This window comes from Geobacillus sp. FJAT-46040 (genome assembly GCF_002335725.1).
GTDB classification, from domain to species: Bacteria; Bacillota; Bacilli; order Bacillales; family Anoxybacillaceae; genus Geobacillus; species Geobacillus thermoleovorans.
Map to the genome: position 1 here is coordinate 308,449 of NZ_NISS01000001.1, position 16,865 is coordinate 325,313.

The 16,865-nt window shown below is 53.3% G+C and carries 14 protein-coding genes and 2 other annotated features; all 14 genes read left to right on the forward strand.

Going from position 1 to position 16,865, the window contains the following annotated elements:
* Positions 1–56: 56 nt before the first annotated feature.
* The gene (locus CD000_RS01655) at positions 57–764 is read left to right on the forward strand and encodes a response regulator transcription factor (protein ID WP_014196523.1); all 708 of its coding nucleotides are present in this window, start codon (positions 57–59) and stop codon (positions 762–764) included.
* Positions 757–2,505, forward strand: coding sequence for a two-component system histidine kinase PnpS (gene pnpS / locus CD000_RS01660; RefSeq protein ID WP_096224736.1), 1,749 nt, complete (start codon positions 757–759; stop codon positions 2,503–2,505). The genes CD000_RS01655 and pnpS overlap by 8 nt, the downstream gene beginning before the upstream one ends.
* 153 nt (positions 2,506–2,658) lie before the next feature.
* Positions 2,659–5,295: a DNA polymerase I gene (gene polA / locus CD000_RS01665; RefSeq protein WP_020278097.1), complete on the forward strand. Its 2,637-nt coding sequence runs from the start codon at positions 2,659–2,661 to the stop codon at positions 5,293–5,295.
* A gap of 330 nt (positions 5,296–5,625) precedes the next feature.
* Positions 5,626–6,450: a DNA-formamidopyrimidine glycosylase gene (mutM, locus tag CD000_RS01670; protein ID WP_015375584.1), complete on the forward strand. Its 825-nt coding sequence runs from the start codon at positions 5,626–5,628 to the stop codon at positions 6,448–6,450.
* A gap of 27 nt (positions 6,451–6,477) precedes the next feature.
* Positions 6,478–7,083, forward strand: a complete 606-nt coding sequence (gene coaE, locus CD000_RS01675) for a dephospho-CoA kinase (protein WP_014196518.1) — start codon at positions 6,478–6,480, stop codon at positions 7,081–7,083.
* A gap of 116 nt (positions 7,084–7,199) precedes the next feature.
* Positions 7,200–8,228, forward strand: a complete 1,029-nt coding sequence (locus CD000_RS01680; protein WP_011232200.1) for a glyceraldehyde-3-phosphate dehydrogenase — start codon at positions 7,200–7,202, stop codon at positions 8,226–8,228.
* Positions 8,229–8,543: 315 nt separating this feature from the next.
* The gene (gene speD / locus CD000_RS01685) at positions 8,544–8,918 is read left to right on the forward strand and encodes an adenosylmethionine decarboxylase (protein WP_011232199.1); all 375 of its coding nucleotides are present in this window, start codon (positions 8,544–8,546) and stop codon (positions 8,916–8,918) included.
* A 123-nt stretch (positions 8,919–9,041) separates the two neighbouring features.
* Positions 9,042–9,440, forward strand: coding sequence for an aminotransferase class IV (locus CD000_RS01690; RefSeq protein ID WP_014196515.1), 399 nt, complete (start codon positions 9,042–9,044; stop codon positions 9,438–9,440).
* A gap of 67 nt (positions 9,441–9,507) precedes the next feature.
* A complete protein-coding gene (nrdR, locus tag CD000_RS01695; RefSeq protein WP_013144522.1) occupies positions 9,508–9,969 on the forward strand; it encodes a transcriptional regulator NrdR in 462 nt (153 codons plus the stop codon).
* Between the two features lie 104 nt (positions 9,970–10,073).
* The gene (locus tag CD000_RS01700) at positions 10,074–11,459 is read left to right on the forward strand and encodes a replication initiation and membrane attachment family protein (protein WP_096226214.1); all 1,386 of its coding nucleotides are present in this window, start codon (positions 10,074–10,076) and stop codon (positions 11,457–11,459) included.
* An 11-nt stretch (positions 11,460–11,470) separates the two neighbouring features.
* Positions 11,471–12,412, forward strand: coding sequence for a primosomal protein DnaI (dnaI, locus tag CD000_RS01705; protein ID WP_013144524.1), 942 nt, complete (start codon positions 11,471–11,473; stop codon positions 12,410–12,412).
* 333 nt (positions 12,413–12,745) lie between these two features.
* Positions 12,746–13,621 carry a putative sporulation protein YtxC gene (ytxC, locus tag CD000_RS01710; RefSeq protein ID WP_011232194.1) on the forward strand — a complete coding sequence of 292 codons (876 nt, stop codon included), beginning with the start codon at positions 12,746–12,748 and terminating at the stop codon, positions 13,619–13,621.
* A 45-nt stretch (positions 13,622–13,666) separates the two neighbouring features.
* Positions 13,667–13,897 (forward strand) — a binding site (T-box leader).
* Between the two features lie 59 nt (positions 13,898–13,956).
* Positions 13,957–15,915: a threonine--tRNA ligase gene (thrS, locus tag CD000_RS01715; RefSeq protein ID WP_096224737.1), complete on the forward strand. Its 1,959-nt coding sequence runs from the start codon at positions 13,957–13,959 to the stop codon at positions 15,913–15,915.
* A gap of 226 nt (positions 15,916–16,141) precedes the next feature.
* Positions 16,142–16,275 (forward strand) — a sequence feature (ribosomal protein L20 leader region).
* Positions 16,270–16,854 (forward strand): translation initiation factor IF-3, encoded by a 585-nt coding sequence (infC, locus tag CD000_RS01720; RefSeq protein WP_096226215.1) that lies wholly within the window; start codon positions 16,270–16,272, stop codon positions 16,852–16,854. Its footprint overlaps the feature before it by 6 nt.
* Positions 16,855–16,865 lie beyond the last annotated feature (11 nt).

Genomic DNA, 16,865 nt, shown 5'->3' on the forward strand with positions numbered 1-16,865 from the left:
GGCGTCAATTGTGGTATCATAAAGGCAGAAACCATTGGACGGGATGGAGGAGCGGCATGGGACGAAAAATTTTAGTTGTCGATGACGAACAGCCGATTGTGACTCTGTTGTCGTACAATTTGGAGAAAGCCGGATTTCACGTCGTGACCGCTCACGATGGCGAAGAGGCGCTCGTGAAAGTAGCGTCCGAGCAGCCGGCGCTCATTATTTTGGACTTGATGCTGCCGAAGCTTGACGGCGTTGATGTGTGCAAGCGGCTTCGCCAGCAGCAAATCATGACGCCGATTTTAATGTTGACGGCTCGCGATGATGAATTTGACAAAGTGCTTGGTCTTGAGCTTGGCGCCGACGACTATATGACAAAGCCGTTCAGCCCGCGCGAAGTCATTGCCCGCGTCAAGGCGATTTTGCGCCGCACGGAGATCGTTCAGCCGGCGGCTGAATCGAGCGAGCGGCTTGTTGTTGGCGATCTGGAAATTTTTCCGGAACGCTATGAAGCAACGATCGACGGCAAGCCGCTTGAGCTGACGCCGAAAGAGTTTGAGTTGCTCCTTTATTTGGCTCGCCATAAAGGGCGGGTGTTGACGCGCGACCAGCTGCTCAGCGCCGTGTGGAACTACGAGTTTGCCGGCGATACACGCATTGTCGACGTCCATATCAGCCACTTGCGCGAGAAGATCGAAACCGATACGAAAAAACCGATGTACATTAAAACGGTGCGCGGCCTTGGCTACAAGTTGGAGGAACCGAAGCGGCATGAATAGCTTCCGCACCCGCCTTTTGTTTTGGCTCGTGACGCTCATCGCCACGGTGTTGATCGCCCTCGGGCTTTTGCTCGGGCAATTGCTGAAAGATTTTTACGCCGAGACGATGAACAAACGGATGGAAAAAGAGGCCCAAGCGCTTGCGATTTTGCTTGAAAATGAACCGCTCGAGCAAATCCGCGCCGATTTGCAGGAAATGGGGAATGAGCTGTCGTCCCGCATCACCGTGCTCGATAAAGAAGAACGGGTGCGGTTTGACAGCGGTCGCGTCGCAGCGATCAGCGACAAAGACCATGAGCGCATCGTCCGCACGATTTTGCGCAAAAAGCAGTTTCCCCGCTTTTCCGTGATTGAAAAAACAAACGACGTCTATTACTACATCGTCCCGTACGAGCGCGGTGAACGGAGCGGGTACGTCGTTTTAAGCACACCGACGAGCTCACTCCAAAAAGTAAACGAGCAAATTTGGGGCGTGCTCACGAGCAGCCTCGGGATGGCGCTCGTTGTCATCATCGCCCTCGTCTGGAAAATCGCCAATCAATATATGAAGCCGATTGAAGAAGCGACGAAAGTGGCGTTTGAGCTGGAAAAAGGCAATTACGCCGCCCGTGTGCCCGATGGTGAATATAACGAGGCCGGGATGCTTGTGCGCTCGATCAATCGGCTGGCCCGCCATTTGCAGGAGATGAGCAGGGCGCGGGAAATTCAGACCGATCGGCTTCACACGCTCATTGAAAACGTCGGCAGCGGCCTGTTGTTTATTGACCACCGCGGACATATTTCTCTCATCAATCGGGCGTTCCAGACTCAGTTTCATCTCGATCCGTCGGATTGTTTGTACCGTCCGTACGCTGATGTGCTGCCGCACCGCGACATCGTCCGGTTTATCGATGATATTTTCATCACTGAAACGACGATGCGCCGGCATATGCGGCTGACGATTGGCATCGAGCGGAAACATTTCGATGTATACGGGGCTCCCATCATTGGCACGAACGCCGAATGGAAAGGGATTGTCGTCGTGTTTCATGACATTACGGAGCTGAAGCGCCTTGAGCAAATCCGCAAAGACTTTGTCGCCAACGTTTCGCACGAATTGAAAACGCCGGTGACGTCCATCAAAGGATTCGCCGAAACGCTATTGGATGGCGCTATGAAGGATGAAGCGGCGCTCGAACATTTTTTGACCATCATCTTAAAAGAAAGCGAACGGCTGCAAACGCTCGTTGAGGAACTGTTGGACTTGTCGAAAATCGAGCAGCACGGATTTCAGCTGCAACTCGAAGACGTGGATATCGCTCAAGTCATCGCCGAAGCGGCTGCTGTGTTTCGCCAAAAAGCGGCGGAAAAACAAATTGATTTGCATATCGAATCGCCATCCGGGCTTGTCATCCGCGGTGACAGAAATCGGATGAAGCAAATTTTGCTGAACTTGCTCGCCAACGCCATCACGTATACGCCGGAGCACGGACGGGTCGCTGTCGAGGCGGAAGAGACGAAGAAAGAAGTGCTGATCCATGTGAAAGACACCGGAATCGGCATTGAGGAAAAAGAAATCCCGCGCATTTTTGAGCGTTTTTACCGCGTCGACAAGGCGCGCAGCCGCGATTCCGGCGGAACGGGGTTGGGCCTGGCGATTGTGAAACATTTGGTTGAGGCTCACCATGGATATATTACCGTAGCGAGCAAAGTGGGGCGCGGCACCGTGTTCACGATCCATTTTCCAAAGCCGGGGCGGTAGCCGGCTTCTTTTTATCATCTCCAACTGAGAAGCCTGCCATTTTTCAGCGTGAGCGTGAGCACGGGATGAATCGGCGCCTCCCATCATGGTGGGAGAGCGTTCAAGGCAAGCCGCAGGCATGGTACAATAGGACAAGGAAGCATCCGAGGAGGGATGAGATTGAAAAAAAAGCTTGTTTTAATCGACGGCAGCAGCGTGGCGTACCGCGCCTTTTTCGCCTTGCCGCTTTTGCATAACGACAAAGGCATCCATACGAACGCCGTCTACGGGTTTACGATGATGTTGAATAAAATTTTGGCGGAAGAAGAGCCAACTCATATGCTTGTCGCGTTTGACGCCGGGAAAACGACGTTCCGGCATGAAGCGTTTCAAGAGTATAAAGGTGGGCGCCAGCAGACGCCACCGGAGCTGTCGGAGCAGTTTCCGCTGTTGCGCGAGCTGCTGAGGGCGTATCGCATCCCCGCCTATGAACTCGAGAACTACGAAGCGGACGATATTATCGGAACGCTTGCCGCCCGCGCTGAGCAGGAAGGGTTTGAGGTGAAAGTCATTTCCGGCGACCGCGATCTGACCCAGCTCGCCTCCCCCCATGTGACGGTGGACATTACGAAAAAAGGGATTACCGATATCGAACCGTACACGCCGGAGACGGTCCGCGAAAAATACGGCTTAACTCCGGAACAAATCGTTGATTTGAAAGGATTGATGGGCGACAAATCGGACAACATCCCCGGAGTGCCGGGCATCGGGGAAAAGACGGCGGTCAAGCTGCTCAAGCAATTCGGCACGGTCGAAAACGTGCTTGCCTCCATTGACGAGATCAAAGGCGAAAAGTTGAAAGAAACGCTGCGCCAACACCGGGAGATGGCGCTGTTAAGCAAAAAGCTCGCCGCCATTCGCCGCGACGCCCCGGTCGAGCTCTCGCTTGATGACATCGTCTATCAAGGGGAAGACCGGGAGAAAGTGGTCGCTTTATTTAAAGAGCTTGGGTTTCAATCGTTTTTAGAGAAAATGGAATCGCCGTCATCAGAAGAGGAAAAACCGCTTGCCAAGATGGCATTTACGCTTGCTGACCGCGTGACGGAGGAGATGCTTGCCGACAAGGCGGCGCTTGTCGTTGAAGTGGTCGAGGAAAATTATCATGATGCGCCGATCGTCGGCATCGCTGTGGTCAACGAACATGGACGGTTTTTCCTGCGCCCGGAGACGGCGCTTGCCGATCCGCAGTTTGTCGCCTGGCTTGGTGATGAAACGAAGAAAAAAAGCATGTTTGACTCAAAGCGCGCGGCAGTCGCCTTGAAATGGAAAGGAATTGAGCTATGCGGCGTTTCCTTTGATTTATTGCTGGCCGCCTATTTGCTTGATCCGGCGCAAGGTGTTGATGATGTGGCTGCCGCAGCAAAAATGAAGCAATACGAAGCGGTGCGCCCGGATGAAGCGGTGTATGGCAAAGGGGCGAAGCGGGCCGTGCCGGATGAGCCAGTGCTCGCCGAGCATTTGGTCCGCAAGGCGGCGGCGATTTGGGCGCTCGAACGGCCGTTTTTGGATGAGCTGCGCCGCAACGAACAAGATCGGTTGCTCGTCGAGCTCGAGCAGCCGTTGTCTTCGATTTTGGCGGAAATGGAATTTGCCGGAGTGAAAGTGGATACGAAGCGGCTCGAACAGATGGGCGAAGAGCTCGCCGAGCAGCTGCGCACGGTCGAGCAGCGCATTTATGAGCTCGCCGGCCAAGAATTCAACATCAATTCACCGAAACAGCTCGGCGTCATTTTATTTGAAAAACTGCAGCTGCCCGTCTTGAAAAAAACGAAAACCGGCTACTCCACTTCGGCGGATGTGCTTGAAAAACTTGCGCCTTATCACGAGATCGTGGAAAACATTTTGCATTACCGCCAGCTTGGCAAGTTGCAGTCGACGTATATTGAAGGATTGCTGAAAGTCGTGCGACCCGATACAAAGAAGGTGCATACGATTTTCAATCAGGCGTTGACGCAAACCGGACGGCTCAGCTCGACGGAGCCGAACTTGCAAAACATTCCGATTCGGCTTGAGGAAGGACGGAAAATCCGCCAAGCGTTCGTGCCGTCGGAGTCTGATTGGCTCATTTTCGCTGCCGACTACTCGCAAATTGAGTTGCGCGTCCTCGCCCATATTGCGGAAGATGACAATTTAATGGAAGCGTTCCGCCGCGATTTGGATATCCATACGAAAACAGCGATGGACATTTTCCAAGTGAGCGAGGACGAAGTGACGCCCAACATGCGCCGTCAGGCGAAGGCGGTCAACTTTGGGATCGTTTACGGGATCAGTGATTACGGCTTGGCGCAAAACTTAAATATTTCACGCAAAGAGGCCGCTGAATTCATCGAGCGCTACTTCGAAAGCTTCCCTGGCGTGAAGCGGTATATGGAAAACATTGTGCAAGAAGCAAAACAGAAAGGGTATGTGACGACGCTGCTGCATCGGCGCCGCTATTTGCCGGATATCACGAGCCGCAACTTCAACGTCCGCAGCTTTGCTGAACGGATGGCGATGAACACGCCGATTCAAGGGAGCGCCGCTGACATTATTAAAAAGGCGATGATCGATCTGAACGCCAGACTGAAGGAAGAGCGGCTGCAAGCGCGCCTTTTGCTGCAGGTGCATGACGAGCTCATTTTGGAGGCGCCGAAAGAAGAGATGGAGCGGCTGTGCCGGCTCGTTCCGGAAGTGATGGAGCAAGCGGTCACACTTCGCGTGCCGCTCAAAGTCGATTACCATTACGGCTCGACATGGTATGACGCGAAATAAAAAGGAGTCTTGGTGTGGATCGCCGGCACCCTTAAGAAGGCCTGTGATAGAATGAAAAAGCAGTTTCACAACGACTCTTCTCCAGTTGAGAAGCCTTGGAACATCGAGTCGTCCTTCTCAACCAACATGGCCGATTTTGCGAAAATCAGCGTTTCTCACCGGCCTTCTAGGCAGAATCTTTCGGTGCGACGATTCTCGGCTGCAACTCGATGAATTGGAGCGAAACAGCTGCCGCCCCATGGAGAATCTTTCTCTCGGCGGATGAACCGGCGTCAATGCGAAAGCGTCGGCGGGAACGATGCAGGAAAACGGAGGAAAGGGGGGATCGCCATGCCGGAATTGCCGGAGGTGGAAACGATCCGTCGTACGCTTTTGCCGCTTATTGTCGGAAAAACGATTGAGGATGTGCGCATCTTTTGGCCGAACATCATCCGCCATCCGCGAGACCCCGAGGAGTTTGCGGCAAGAATGATCGGACAGACGGTGCGTGGTTTGGAACGGAGAGGGAAGTTTTTGAAATTCCTGCTCGACCGCGATGCACTCATTTCCCATTTGCGCATGGAAGGGCGCTACGCCGTTGCTTCTGCCCTCGAGCCGCTCGAACCGCATACGCACGTCGTGTTTTGCTTCACGGACGGCAGCGAACTCCGTTACCGCGACGTGCGCAAGTTCGGAACGATGCACGTTTATGCCAAAGAAGAAGCTGACCGTCGGCCGCCGCTTGCTGAGCTTGGGCCGGAGCCGCTTTCCCCGGCGTTTTCCCCAGCTGTATTGGCGGAGCGGGCGGTGAAAACGAAACGGTCGGTCAAAGCGTTGCTCCTTGATCAGACGGTCGTGGCTGGGTTTGGCAATATTTATGTCGACGAATCGCTGTTTCGCGCCGGCATTCTTCCCGGCCGGCCGGCCGCCTCTCTCTCCAGCAAAGAGATCGAGCGCCTGCATGAGGAAATGGTGGCGACGATCGGCGAGGCGGTCATGAAAGGGGGAAGCACGGTGCGCACGTATGTGAACACGCAAGGCGAGGCCGGCACGTTTCAACATCATTTGTACGTGTATGGCCGCCAAGGCAATCCGTGCAAACGATGCGGCACGCCGATTGAAAAAACGGTCGTCGCCGGCCGCGGCACGCATTATTGCCCGCGCTGCCAGCGCTAGGCGGCGTGTAAAAAGGAGAGAGGTTCCATGACGTTGACGATCGGATTGACCGGCGGGATCGCCAGCGGCAAAAGCACGGTGAGCGCGATGATGCGCGAGCTCGGCCTTCCGGTCATTGATGCTGACGAAGCGGCGCGCGCCGTCGTCCGACCGGGGGAAGACGCCTACCGTCAGATTGTCGCCGCCTTCGGTCCGGGCATTTTGCAGACAAATGGAGAGATCGATCGGGCGAAACTCGGGGCGATCGTGTTCAACGACGAAGAAGAACGGAAAAAGCTAAACGCCATCGTTCACCCGGCGGTGCGTCAGAAAATGCTCGCGGAGAAAGAAGCGCTCGTCCGTTCCGGGGCGAAAACGGTCGTATTGGACATTCCGCTTTTATTTGAAAGCGGATTGACATCCTGGGTCGATAAAGTACTTGTCGTGTATGTTGACGATGACATCCAGCTTCGCCGGCTGATGGAGCGGAACGGGTTCACTGAGGAAGAAGCGCGCGCCCGCATTCGCGCTCAATGGCCGCTGGCGGAAAAAATGAAGCGGGCCGATGCGGTCATCAACAATAACGGAACGAGGGAAGAGACACGCCGTCAGCTGTTGGCTATTTTGAAACAATGGGACGCCTTGGAAAAATAGGCGTCTTTTTTGTTCGCTTTCAGTCATTTTGTTCTCCACATTTCCTAAAAATATGATATACTATTTATACAAATATAAGGAAATAGTATAACATATATGAGAGGAGAACAAAGTGAATGAAGGCGAAAGTGGCGATTAACGGTTTCGGACGAATCGGACGGATGGTGTTCCGGCGCGCCATCAATTCCCCTGATCTCGACATTGTGGCGGTGAACGCCAGCTATCCGCCGGAAACGTTAGCCCATTTAGTGAAATATGACTCAAACCACGGTAAATTTGACGGTGAGGTCATCGCCTTGGAAGACGGCCTGCTCGTCAACGGCAAAAAAGTGAGGCTGTTAAACTCGCGCGACCCGAAACAGCTGCCGTGGAAAGAGCTTGATATCGATATTGTGATTGAAGCGACCGGAAAATTCAACGATCGTGAAAAGGCGAGCCTTCACCTTGAGGCAGGGGCGAAGCGCGTCATTTTAACCGCCCCGGGCAAAAATGAAGATGTGACGATCGTTGTTGGCGTCAACGAGCATATGCTTGACATCGACCGCCATTTCATCATTTCGAACGCCTCGTGTACGACAAACTGTTTGGCTCCGGTCGTCAAAGTGCTCGATGAAGCGTTTGGGATTGAAAACGGCCTGATGACGACGGTTCACGCGTATACGAACGACCAAAAAAACATCGACAACCCGCATAAAGATTTGCGCCGCGCCCGCTCATGCGCGCAGTCGATCATCCCGACGACAACGGGAGCGGCGAAAGCGCTTGGCCTAGTGCTGCCGCATTTAAAAGGGAAGCTTCATGGCATGGCGCTCCGCGTCCCGACGCCGAACGTCTCGCTCGTCGACTTGGTCGTCGACTTGAAGCGCGATGTGACGGTTGATGAGGTGAACGAGGCGCTGATCCGCGCTGCCAACGGCCCATTGAAAGGCATCTTGGATTTCACGATGGAGCCGCTTGTCTCGATCGATTTCAATACGAATCCGCATTCTGCGATTATCGACGGCCTGTCGACGATGGTGATGGAAGGGCGAAAAGTGAAAGTGCTCGCTTGGTATGACAATGAATGGGGCTATTCGTGCCGCGTCGTTGATTTAGCCCATCTTGTCGCGGCCAAAATGAATGAGCGTCTCAGCGTCAATGCGTAACAGCGGTTCGATGTGAAGCGCGCCGCCTGCGCTATGGCTTTTGCGATCCGCACAAACGGATCGGGCCACGGTGCGGGAGTGGGCGCTTTTTCTCTTTTTTATGCAAAAAAAATTAAAAAAGCCTGTTGCAAAAACCCCCTAAACAAAGTATACTATGTCTCGTGAACTTCTTAACGGCAAGGGTAATGTGACTACTTAAAGGGTTAGGACCTCTTAGGACTAACTTTCCCCCGTGGTAGTTATACATGCCATTTTGCAACTCACCTTCTGTTTTTTTATTTGTTTGAGAAAATTGGTTAAAGGGGGATTCTTTTCATGGACACGATGGGTCGTCACGTTATCTCGGAACTTTGGGGATGCGACTTTGACAAACTGAATGATATTGATTTTATTGAAAAAACGTTCGTTGACGCCGCGTTAAAGTCGGGAGCGGAGATTCGCGAAGTGGCGTTCCATAAATTCGCTCCGCAAGGCGTAAGCGGGGTTGTCATTATTTCGGAATCGCATTTGACGATTCACACGTTTCCCGAACACGGCTATGCGAGCATTGATGTGTATACATGCGGCCATTTAGACCCGACGATTGCCGCCGATTACATTGCCGAAATGCTGGGCGCGCAAACGCGGGAAACGATTGAACTTCCGCGCGGCATGCGCCCGATCGAAGTGAAAAAGGCGCAGGCGCTGTAATTGGATAATGATAAACCGAAAGGAGCGTAAGCGAAACGCTCCTTTTTTTGCGCCCTCGGCGGTGCAACAGCGGCGAAAATCATGGTATGATGGAAGAAAAAGAATGACTAGGGAGACGTGGCAATGAGCATGTGGAAAACACTCAAATACGCCTTCACAAACCATTGTGAAACGCGGGAAAATCATGAAGATGAAGAGCTAAGAAGCCATTATTACAAAGCGACGAACCGCGCCGTCATCGATGCGGTCAAGGAGCTGCTCTCGTCGCTGCCCGGCGCCGAGCTCGTTTCTGTTTCCGAAGAGCGCGGCGAAATTTGTGCGCAAACAAAGCGCGGCAAAAAGTTGTTCATCGTCGCTACCGTCATTTCCGTGCGGCCGTTTGAAACGGCGGTCGACTTTTCCGCGACGACGGAGACGAAGCTATTGCCGTTTGATTTTGGGCATAGCCGGGCGGTCATTCTCGATTTGTATCGGAAGCTCGACGCCCGCCTGCCTTATATCGGTTCCGGACTGAACAGCTAACTATATCTTGTCTGCTTTCGTCCATTCCGGTATGATAGAAAATAAGAAGATCAACGGAGTGGATGTTATGCGATGTCCTTCATGCCATCATCAAGGCACGCGCGTGCTTGACTCGCGCCCGGTTGAAGAGGGTCGTTCGATCCGCCGCCGGCGGGAGTGCGAACAGTGCCATTATCGGTTTACGACGTTTGAGCGGATCGAGGAGCCGCCGCTGATTGTTGTGAAAAAAGAGGGAACGCGCGAAGAATTCAGCCGGGAGAAAATTTTGCGCGGCTTGATCAAAGCGTGCGAGAAGCGGCCGGTGGCGCTCGAGGAGCTTGAAAAAGTGACGCAGGAAATTGAGCGCGAACTGCGCAATCAAGGCGTCTCGGAAGTGAAAAGCGAAACGATCGGCGAAATGGTGATGGAGCGCCTGTCACACATCGATGAGGTCGCCTATGTCCGCTTCGCTTCCGTCTATCGGCAGTTTAAAGATATTAATGTGTTCATTGAAGAACTGAAAGAGCTGATCAAAAAAGGGCAACGGTAAAAAGGGCTTTGGCGTTAGGCGGCAAGCCCTTTTTTCAACGTCTTTTCGGCAGGAAAGGGGAGAGCCGGTTTGAAACGAATACGGCGGAATGGAAGGTCGGAGCGATGCAGCACCATTGGAAAGAGCTGATTGCTGTCGACCGTTATACCGTGCAAAGCCGTGGGGTGTTGCAAGAGGTGGACCGTAAAGTGCTGACGCTGCTTTACCAGCCGCTCATCGGCTGCCAGGCGTTGGCGCTTTATATGACGCTTTGGGGGGAGCTTGAGCTGCTTGACGGCCAGGAAGCGACCCATCATCGGCTTATGGCGCTCATGCAGTGCGGACTGCCGGACATTTACAGCGAACGGTTGAAACTCGAAGGAATCGGGCTGCTCAACACATACGTCCACGCTCCAGAGGCGGATGAACCGAAGCTGTTTCTTTATGAGCTGCGTCCGCCGCTGGCGCCAGACCAGTTTTTCCGCGACGAGATGTTGAGCGTTTTTTTGCACCGGCAAGTCGGCCGCCACTTGTTTATCCAGCTGAGCAACTTTTTTGCCCGTCCTTCCATTGATGAAACGAAATTCACCCAGGTGACGCGGTCGTTTTCCGACGTGTTTTCGGCCGTGCCCGCTGAACAAATCGTCGCCGGCCTCAGCGAAGAAGCCGGGCCCGAGCTGCTTGAAGGGAAGGATCACATCAGGCGGGATGAGGCGTCGTATGTGCTCGATGATGATGTATTCGACTTTGAGCTGTTTTTTGCCGGCCTGTCCAAGCAGCTTGTGCCGCGCCGGGCTGTGACAGCGAAAGTGAAGGAAGCGATTAAAAAGCTGGCGTTTTTATACGGCATTCCGCCGCTTGAGATGCAAAAACTGGTCCTTGGCGTCATCGATCCGGCCTATCATATCGATATTGACGCGTTGCGCCGGGCGGCGCGCGAATGGTATGAGCTCGAACATGGCGGTGTCGAGCCGCGCCTCGTCGAACGAGTGCAGCCGCTCGCCTACCGGACGATGGAAAACATCGAACCGCGCACAAAAGAGGAGCAACTAATGAAACAGCTGGAAACAATTTCCCCGCGCCAGCTGCTGAAAGAGATTTCAGGCGGCGCTGAGCCGTCGCTTGCTGATTTGCAGTTGATCGAAGACATTATGTTCCAGCAGCAGCTGCTCCCCGGAGTTGTCAACGTGCTCATTTATTATGTCATGCTCCGGACGAATATGAAGCTGTCGAAAAAATACGTAGAAAAAATCGCCAGCCATTGGGCGCGCAAAAAGGTGAAAACCGTGAAAGAAGCAATGGAACTGGCGAAAGAAGAGGCGAAAACATACCAAAACTGGGCGAACGAAAAGGAAAAAGGGACGCGGACGGTGCGCAAAGTCGTGCGCACGGAAATCGTCCCGGACTGGCTGAACATGGATTACAGCCAGCCGGATGATGATGATTTTGACGTCGAACAGGCGCGCAAAGAGCTTGAGGAACGGCTGAAAAAATACCGTGATGAATCATAGAGGGAAAAGCCATGGAACGAGTAAACCACCTGTTGCAGCGGTTGCTTGGCAATCAACGGTTTAAACAACGCTACGAACAAATGAAACGCTACATTTTGGAGCATCCGGACGTGCAGCCGTTTTTGCGGGCGCACGAACGGCAATTGTCGGCCGATGCGGTTGACCGCAGCTTGATGAAGCTGTATGAGTTCATCGAGCAGCACGGGAATTGCCGCCAATGTCCGGGCCTTGAGCGATGCAACAACATGCTGCCGGGGTACCATCCAAATTTGGTGGTCAACGGTGGAAGGATCGACGTTGAGTACGACCGCTGCCCAAAAAAAGTGCAGCATGACGAGCGAAAACGGCAAGAGTCGCTCATTCAAAGCATGTTCATGCCGCGCGAAATCTTGCGTGCTTCGCTCTCTGACGTCGATCTCAATGACGATGGGCGGATCAAAGCGATCCGATTTGCCGAGCGGTTTGTGGCGGAATACGAGCCAGGGAAAAAAATGAAAGGCTTGTATTTGCACGGATCGTTTGGGGTGGGCAAAACGTATTTGCTCGCCGCGATCGCCAACGAGCTGGCGAAGCGAAACGTTTCGTCGCTGATCGTCTACGTGCCCGAGCTGTTTCGTGAGATGAAACATTCGCTTCAAGACCAGACGATGAACGAAAAGCTTGATTATATCAAAAAAGTGCCGGTGCTGATGCTCGATGACCTTGGGGCGGAGGCGATGTCAAGCTGGGTGCGCGATGATGTATTTGGCCCGATCTTGCAATACCGGATGTTTGAAAACTTGCCGACGTTTTTTACGTCGAACTTTGATATGCAGCAGCTCGCCCATCATTTGACGTATTCGCAGCGCGGCGAAGAAGAGAAGGTGAAGGCGGCGCGCATTATGGAGCGAATCCGCTATTTGGCCTATCCGATTGAAATCACTGGACCGAACCGCCGTGAGCAAAATATATAAAGGCGATTTGAAACGTTGCCGTTTGCACAGGCGTGTTGATTAACCCATAAAAACTAGTTGAGCAGGTTCTGTTTCTAGCTTTTCTGCCGTAGTCGGCAAGCGGTTCGTTTGCCGACTGGGGCTGACCCAAAAGGGTAATTTCCCTTAAACAAAACACAACATATTTGTTTTATGCCTGTATACGGTAATAAGAAAGGGTGTCCCGATCCTTTTGGGGCATCCTCTCCTCGAACAATGAACGCCGCTAAGCTTTGTGGTTTTTTAGTCTAAACAGCCCGTTGTCCCCATATATATAAACCGAGCATTCCTTTCGGGCTAAAGGGGGGACAGCGGGTGATCGAAATCCATTTTGACGAGGCAAGCGAGGCGGAAAAATTGGTTGGGCTGCTAGATCACCGGCAACCGGATGACGGTCCGCTGTTTCATGCTGCTTATGACGGGAACAAAACCGTGGCGGTTTACATACAGGGCGAGGAGAAGCGTGTGCTTGAGGAGCATATCATCCCAGCGATGACGGCGTTTATGCAGGAGGTGATGGAAGACCGGCTGCTGCTATCCATCATTGCCAATGTTTTTTATTTCCGCGACGTCGAAGAACAGCAGCAAATTTTGGCCCTCGCTCATTCGTTTTTGGACGGCGAGCGGCGCGATTACCGGAAAAGCGCGGCGTTTGCCGCCTCGCGCACCGTGATGTTGCGCGACGCTTTTGCCTCCTTTTTGCGCGACGGCTTGTCATTTTCGTTTTCTTCGTTCGTTACGTTCCGGTTAAAGCCGTATATGGAGCGCCTCCAACATTATGTCGAGCTGGCGATTGATGAATACAAGCTGGAGCAGGAGTATCAAAATTTTGTGCAAATGCTGCGCGACTGCCTGGCTGGCCGGACGCCGCAATGGCCGCGCCTGTATTTGGTGCACGATCCGCCGCACTTCGTATTTTACGACAGCGAGCGGCGGGAGCTGTCGGCGGCGGAAGTGAGACAGTTGATCGACCGCCATCTCGTCTTCAGCCAGCCGATGTATATTGATGCATCGGTGCTCGCTCCGCTTGTCTCGCTCGCTCCGGCGGAAATTGAGCTGTACACCGATCATCCGGATGACGGCATGGTGCAGACACTGCAAAACGTGTTTCAAGAACGGCTGATCGTCTGCCGCCGCGCCGATTTTTCCCGCTTGTTTGCCGCCAACGCTGGAAATGGGGGAGAAGCTTGATTTTTCCTGCTGTTTTCGCTATAATGTCGTCATGAATATGGATGAATACAAGCGATGACGAGGACATGGGTGCATTTTTACGGTTTCCAGAGAGGGAAGGCAGCGGCTGGAACCTTCCTAACACGAAAAATGCGCTTACCCCCTCAGAGCTGCGGCAGCGAACGCAACGCCCAGTAGTTGCCGCCGGTGGACGACCGTTATTCTTGTTGAGCCATGGCATGGCAAGGCGCTGCCATGGGAAGAAGGGTGGAACCACGATGAAAACTCGTCCCTTTAGGAGGGAGGAGTTTTTTTATTTTTCCATTTTCATCATCATGACAAAGGAGTGATTGCCGATGCCAGACGTCATTCGCATCACGTTCCCAGATGGGGCGGAAAAGGAGTTTCCGAAGGGGACGACGACGGAAGACATCGCTGCCTCGATCAGCCCGGGGCTGAAGAAAAAAGCGATCGCCGGCAAACTGAACGGCCGGTTCGTTGATTTGCGCACGCCGCTTCACGAAGATGGCGAGCTTGTCATCATTACCCAAGACATGCCGGAGGCGCTTGACATTTTGCGCCATAGCACCGCCCACTTAATGGCGCAGGCGATCAAGCGGATGTATGGCAACGTCAAGCTCGGCGTCGGTCCGGTCATTGAAAACGGCTTTTACTATGATATCGACATGGAGCATAAACTGACGCCAGACGACCTCCCGAAAATCGAAGCGGAAATGCGCAAGATTGTCAAAGAAAATTTGGACATCGTCCGCAAAGAAATGAGCCGCGAAGAAGCCATCCGGCTGTATGAAGAAATCGGCGATGAGTTGAAGCTCGAGTTGATCGCCGATATTCCGGAAGGCGAGCCGATTTCGATTTATGAGCAAGGCGAGTTTTTCGACCTTTGCCGCGGTGTGCACGTGCCGTCGACTGGAAAAATCAAAGAGTTCAAGCTGCTCAGCATCTCGGGGGCCTACTGGCGCGGCGACAGCAACAACAAAATGCTGCAGCGCATCTACGGCACGGCCTTTTTCAAAAAGGAAGACTTGGATCGTTATTTGCGCCTGCTTGAAGAAGCGAAAGAGCGCGACCACCGGAAGCTCGGCAAAGAGCTTGAGCTGTTTACGACATCGCAACAAGTCGGACAAGGCTTGCCGCTATGGCTGCCGAAAGGAGCGACGATCCGCCGCATTATCGAACGGTACATCGTCGACAAAGAAGTGGCGCTCGGATACGATCATGTCTACACACCGGTGCTCGGCAGCGTCGAGCTGTACAAGACATCGGGCCATTGGGACCATTACAAAGAAAACATGTTCCCGCCGATGGAGATGGACAACGAAGAACTTGTGCTTCGTCCGATGAACTGCCCGCACCATATGATGATTTACAAAAGCAAGCTGCACAGCTACCGCGAGCTGCCGATCCGCATCGCCGAGCTCGGCACGATGCACCGCTATGAAATGTCTGGAGCGCTTACCGGCCTGCAGCGCGTCCGCGGCATGACGCTCAACGACGCCCACATTTTCGTGCGCCCGGACCAAATCAAAGACGAGTTCAAGCGCGTCGTCAACTTGATTTTGGAAGTCTATAAGGATTTCGGCATTGAGGAATACTCGTTCCGCTTGTCTTACCGCGATCCGCATGACAAAGAAAAATATTATGATGACGATGAAATGTGGGAAAAAGCGCAACGCATGCTGCGGGAAGCCATGGACGAGCTCGACCTCGATTACTACGAAGCGGAAGGGGAAGCGGCGTTTTACGGGCCGAAGCTCGATGTGCAAGTGCGCACGGCGCTTGGCAAAGACGAGACGCTCTCGACGGTGCAGCTTGACTTCCTGTTGCCCGAGCGCTTTGATTTGACATACATTGGCGAGGATGGGAAGCCGCATCGTCCGGTCGTCATCCATCGCGGCGTCGTCTCGACGATGGAGCGGTTTGTCGCGTTCCTCATCGAGGAGTATAAAGGCGCGTTTCCGACATGGCTCGCCCCGGTTCAAGTCAAAGTGATCCCCGTGTCGCCGGAGGCGCATCTCGATTACGCGTATGACGTGCAACGGACGCTGAAAGAACGCGGCTTCCGCGTCGAAGTCGACGAGCGCGACGAAAAAATCGGCTATAAAATCCGCGAAGCGCAAATGCAAAAAATCCCGTACATGCTCGTTGTCGGCGATAAAGAAGTGTCTGAGCGAGCGGTCAACGTCCGCCGCTATGGAGAAAAAGAAAGCCGGACGATGGGGCTTGACAAGTTTATGGCCTTGCTCGCTGACGATGTGCGGGAAAAACGGACAAGATTAGGGAAAGCGCAATAAACCGTTGACAGGCGACATAAACGTTCAAGCGCTACAAGGAAGCAACGGTGGCGATGGCCCATGTCATGGGCGGTTTTTCAAAGAAATGGCGGCGTGAACAAGATTTTCTCTTGCCAATTGAATGTTGATCCGCTATAATAAAGGACGTTGTGTTTATCAAGATCCGCTCCTTGACATGCCATCGCCAAGGTGGTATAGTGTATAAAGTGGAATGATTGCTTGTTTGTAACAAAAGCAGAAGCACCCCGCTTCTCACCTGACCGACGCCAAGACGGCTGTTGGCAGGTTGTTACGGTTCGTCAATGCGAGTGTGAGGACGTACTGCGCGGGTGCTTTGTGCATCTGCGCTTTTTTTTGGGCTGGAAGTGGGGCTCTGCTGGCAAACAAGCCAGTCGGAAAAAACCTTGGAGGTGGCTCATTATTAGCAAAGATTTTATTATCAACGAACAAATTCGTGCCCGTGAAGTGCGCTTGATCGACCAAAACGGCGAACAGCTTGGCATCAAGTCGAGGCAGGAGGCGCTTGAGATTGCGGCAAGACGCAACTTGGATCTTGTGCTTGTCGCGCCGAACGCCAAACCGCCCGTTTGCCGCATCATGGACTACGGCAAATTCCGCTTCGAGCAGCAGAAGAAAGAGAAAGAAGCGCGCAAAAAACAAAAAGTGATCAACGTCAAAGAGGTGCGCCTCAGCCCGACGATCGAGGAGCATGACTTCAACACGAAGCTGCGCAATGCGCGCAAGTTTTTGGAAAAAGGCGATAAAGTGAAGGCGACGATCCGCTTTAAAGGTCGGGCGATCACCCATAAAGAAATTGGGCAACGCGTCCTTGACCGCTTCTCGGAAGCGTGCGCCGACATTGCCGTTGTCGAAACGGCGCCGAAAATGGACGGGCGCAACATGTTTTTAGTGCTCGCACCGAAAAACGACAACAAGTAAGGAGGAACCTG

What these genes read in the sequence shown, in the direction of transcription:
- CD000_RS01655 (WP_014196523.1), top strand. Translation starts at nt 57, where the DNA reads ATGGGACGAAAAATTTTAGTTGTCGATGACGAACAGCCGATTGTGACT.
- pnpS (WP_096224736.1), top strand. Translation starts at nt 757, where the DNA reads ATGAATAGCTTCCGCACCCGCCTTTTGTTTTGGCTCGTGACGCTCATC.
- polA (WP_020278097.1), top strand. Translation starts at nt 2,659, where the DNA reads ATGAGATTGAAAAAAAAGCTTGTTTTAATCGACGGCAGCAGCGTGGCG.
- mutM (WP_015375584.1), top strand. Translation starts at nt 5,626, where the DNA reads ATGCCGGAATTGCCGGAGGTGGAAACGATCCGTCGTACGCTTTTGCCG.
- coaE (WP_014196518.1), top strand. Translation starts at nt 6,478, where the DNA reads ATGACGTTGACGATCGGATTGACCGGCGGGATCGCCAGCGGCAAAAGC.
- CD000_RS01680 (WP_011232200.1), top strand. Translation starts at nt 7,200, where the DNA reads ATGAAGGCGAAAGTGGCGATTAACGGTTTCGGACGAATCGGACGGATG.
- speD (WP_011232199.1), top strand. Translation starts at nt 8,544, where the DNA reads ATGGACACGATGGGTCGTCACGTTATCTCGGAACTTTGGGGATGCGAC.
- CD000_RS01690 (WP_014196515.1), top strand. Translation starts at nt 9,042, where the DNA reads ATGAGCATGTGGAAAACACTCAAATACGCCTTCACAAACCATTGTGAA.
- nrdR (WP_013144522.1), top strand. Translation starts at nt 9,508, where the DNA reads ATGCGATGTCCTTCATGCCATCATCAAGGCACGCGCGTGCTTGACTCG.
- CD000_RS01700 (WP_096226214.1), top strand. Translation starts at nt 10,074, where the DNA reads ATGCAGCACCATTGGAAAGAGCTGATTGCTGTCGACCGTTATACCGTG.
- dnaI (WP_013144524.1), top strand. Translation starts at nt 11,471, where the DNA reads ATGGAACGAGTAAACCACCTGTTGCAGCGGTTGCTTGGCAATCAACGG.
- thrS (WP_096224737.1), top strand. Translation starts at nt 13,957, where the DNA reads ATGCCAGACGTCATTCGCATCACGTTCCCAGATGGGGCGGAAAAGGAG.